The sequence below is a fragment of the Vibrio makurazakiensis genome (assembly GCF_050337375.1).
GTDB lineage: Bacteria > Pseudomonadota > Gammaproteobacteria > Enterobacterales > Vibrionaceae > Vibrio > Vibrio makurazakiensis.
Genome location: NZ_JAKJSW010000293.1, coordinates 1 through 4052 on the forward strand (window position 1 = coordinate 1; position 4052 = coordinate 4052).

At 43.4% G+C, this 4052-nt stretch carries 2 protein-coding genes and 1 pseudogene; all 3 read left to right on the forward strand.

The features are described from left to right. Positions 1 to 1115 (forward strand): MATE family efflux transporter (locus L4C33_RS20190; RefSeq protein WP_428814194.1); only part of this gene is annotated, 1115 nt, incomplete at its 5' end. Between the two features lie 127 nt (positions 1116 to 1242). Further along, entirely contained in the window at positions 1243 to 3558 is a 2316-nt protein-coding gene (locus L4C33_RS20195) for a zinc/cadmium/mercury/lead-transporting ATPase (protein WP_428814195.1), read from the forward strand. 363 nt (positions 3559 to 3921) lie between these two features. Then, positions 3922 to 4052, forward strand: a pseudogene (locus L4C33_RS20200) (uridine phosphorylase); the annotation flags it as partial.

The window sequence follows — 4052 nt, forward strand, 5'->3', positions numbered from 1 at the left end:
CCTATATACCAGAATTATTGTCGGCCATTGGTGCACAAGGTGTTGCGGCTGAACGTGCGGAAGCTTACTTACGTATTCTGTTACCAAGTGGTCCTATTCTCGCGTTAGCTATGGTAGCCGGTGCTGGTTTAAGGGCTGCTGGTGATGCTAAACGTTCAATGTGGGCGACATTGTCTGGTGGCATTGTTAATGCCATTCTCGATCCGATTTTCATTTTCGGCTTTGGCTGGAATGTAGAGGGGGCAGCATTTGCTTCCGTACTTGCGAGATGCGCGGTACTGTTTTTCTCTATCTATCCACTGATTCGAATTCACAATTTAGTTGCTCGCCCTTCATTTGCTATTTGGCACTCCCATATTCGTTCGATTTTGAAAATAGCATTACCCGCGATTATCACCAACGCAGCGACTCCTATTGGTAATGCGATTGTGACTACAGGTATCGCACAATTTGGAGAAGATTTTGTCGCAGGTTATGCTGTTATTGGTCGTTTGACTCCAGTGTGTTTCGCCGTGATTTTTGCACTATCCGGTGCGGTTGGTCCTATCATTGGGCAAAACTTTGGCGCAGAACGAATGGACAGAGTGAAAGAAACGCTCAATAACTCACTATTGGTTACAACCATTTATACGCTCGTTGTATGTCTTATCTTGTATTTCGTTCAAGACTACATTGTGCTTGGCTTTAGTTTRGAGGGCGACGCTGCCATTCTATTAGGGGCATTTTGTACTTACGTGGCTATTACCTTTATTTTTAATGGCGCGCTGTTTGTTGCAAACACATCTTTCAATAATTTAGGTAAACCACTTTACTCAACAGCACTTAATCTAAGTAAAGCGACATTGGGTACCTTGCCTTTTGTTTATTTTGGCGCTCAGTGGTATGGAGCATTAGGTGTTATCTACGGGCAAGCTTTAGGCAACATCATTTTCGGGATATTGGGTGTAATTGTATTGCGCTACCACATTGCTGAGCTCATGGCTGGCACCGAAGTTGAGGTTGAAGACGATGTATCTATGGCAAGCTTGAATACTCAACCATTTTGTTCGCATGACGCAGTGTTGATTGATGATGTTCCAAAAAACCACGACGAAGTGAAAATAAGCAAAGCATAATTTTAAAACTTCCCTTGACCTTGGAGTTGGCTCCAAGGTTTATACTTTATGTATCCGGAAATTAATGAGAACTACTCTCACACCTTTTCAACATCGTTCGGATACGAGAGCATCAAGGAGATTTACTATGTGCGCTAAACATGACGCGTGTCGTTCAAAAAAAATCAATGTAAACGCAGCGAGCCAAACAAGCTGCTCTAGCCCTAAAATTGTCGCCATTAAAGCAGAAGGCACCACAACTAGCTGTGGTTCTAGCTCAGAAAAAGCGGGGGGTGACAGTTGTTGTAGCTCTGACGTTGGGGAAGAAGACAGTTCGGGCTTAATTGAAGCCAGTGCTGGATTATTAACTCAAAGTTGGCTCGTTAGTGGGATGGACTGTCCTGCATGTGCCAAAAAAATCGAAAATGCTATCCGCAATATCGACGGTGTTATTCAAGCGAAAGTATTGTTCGCTACCGAAAAGTTGGTTGTTAACTTTAATGATCAATCCATCGCGGAATCTATCGAACAAGTAGCGCTTAAAACGGGTTTCCCGTTAACATCATCGACCAATAAGGCTAAGACTCAACAGCCAACGGGTTGGATGCATGTAATTAAATCGAATCTACAGATTATTGCTATCTCTTCTGCCATGTTGATTGCAGCAATAATCAAGTCACCTTTCCCAGAAGTGAGTGAAATTCTATTTACGCTCACGTGTTTACTTGGTCTGTACCCCGTTGCAAAAAAAGCTTTTCAACTAGCATTATCAGGAACCCCATTTGCCATTGAAACCTTGATGAGTGTTGCTGCTCTCGGCGCGCTATATCTTGGTGAAACCGTTGAAGCCGCGATGGTTCTTCTGCTGTTTTTAATTGGCGAAAGACTAGAGGCTTTTGCTTCGTCTCGAGCGAGAAGCGGTGTTAAAGCACTAATGGCTTTGGTGCCAGAAAATGCGACTAAAATCGTCAACGACGAACGAATTGAATGCCCAGCCAGTGAATTGGCTCCTGGTGATGTAATCGAAGTGGCGCCGGGCTCACGTTTACCTGCAGATGGTCTGTTGATTTCAGCTTCAGCGGCTTTTGATGAAAGTGCTTTGACTGGGGAGTCTGTTCCTGTTGAGCATACAAAAGGTAACAGTGTTATGGCTGGTGCTGTAGTTGTTGACCAAGTTGTACAGCTGACGATTACCTCTAAACAAGGTGAAAATGCGATTGACCGTATTTTGCATTTGATTGAAGAAGCAGAATCTCGCAAAGCGCCACTGGAACGTTTCCTCGATAAATTTAGCCGTTGGTACACACCATTAATGATGCTGGTGGCTCTGCTCGTTATCATTACTCCACCACTATTGTTCGCACAACCATGGGAAACATGGGTATATCGTGGACTGGCATTACTATTGATTGCGTGCCCATGTGCGTTAGTTATCTCAACACCTGCGGCAATCACTTCTGGTTTGGCTGCAGCCGCAAGACGTGGTGCACTAATCAAAGGTGGCGCAGCGTTAGAACAACTTGGCAAGATAGAAACGATAGCCTTTGATAAAACCGGTACGCTTACGAAAGGTAAACCTCAAGTAACGGATATTGTTCCGTTATCTAATTGGGATACCAACAAAATGTTGAGTGTAGTGGGGGCGATTGAAGTGGGTTCGACTCACCCATTGGCAAAATCTCTCGTAGAAAAAATCGAGATGATGGGTGTTTCTATCCCAGAAGCTCAAGATAAAAAAGCGTTGATCGGTAGCGGAGTTGAGGGAAGCGTTGCAGGTGTTCAATACCAAGTGTTAGCACCTTCTAAGATTACCTTTGAATTGCCTGAGCAAGTGACAAGCTCGGTTGCAGAGCTTGAAGAGCAAGGTAAAACCGTAGTGGTTGCGTGCCAGGCGACACAAGCTATTGGTTTGATTGCGTGGCAAGACACATTACGTGAAGATGCAAAACAAGCAGTTGATAGCTTAGCGTCACTAGGGATCAATGCGATTATGCTGACGGGTGATAACCCAAGAAGTGCAGCGGCCATTAGTGAAAAAATTGGTATTCAATTTAAAGCAAGCTTATTGCCTAGCGATAAAGTGACTTATGTAGAAGAGCTATCTCAGCAATCTCATGTCGCTATGGTGGGTGACGGTATTAATGATGCTCCAGCAATGAAAACTGCAAATGTAGGGATTGCGATGGGCGGAGGTACTGATGTTGCACTTGAAACTGCAGATTCTGCATTAACCCACAATCGCTTGACTGAACTACCTGTAATGATTGAGCTATCACGAGCAACGATGAACAACATTCGCCAGAATGTGACGTTGGCGTTAGGTTTGAAAGGTGTGTTCTTGGTGACAAGCTTATTTGGTATTACTGGCTTATGGGTAGCAGTACTTGCAGATAGTGGTGCGACGGCATTAGTAACTTTGAATGCATTGAGATTGCTGAAGTTTAAACCGAAATCAACTGACTAGCGTTAAACTATTTGTTGAGCATATTTCTAGTATCTGAACCTTTGTTAGTAACTAGCTTCACAAAGTTTAGATGTAGAAACATTCTATGCACAAATTAATGTGATGTGTTTCAAGTAAACGCCTCAAGCAATCTATTGCTTGAGGCGTTTTTTATCTCATTTATATGCAACGCAACTGAGAAAATGCGCTTAAAGTGTGATGCCAACCGATTTTTTGTGCAAGAAGATGATACATAACAGTGTTCAGTGTGAAGGTGATCACGTCATTAGAGTTTTAGGTTCGTTAAAGTAGCTCTGTACCCCACAAACTTATTATGAGCTTATCTAAGGGCCAACGAACCCACTAAGCCAAAAGGAGCAACATATGTCTCAAGCTGTTTTTCATTTAGGTGTTACTGAAGCGGATCTAAACGGTGCAACTCTTGCTATCATTCCTGGTGATCCTGCTCGTGTGCAAAAAATCGCTGAAGTAATGGAAAACCCTGTGTTCCTTGC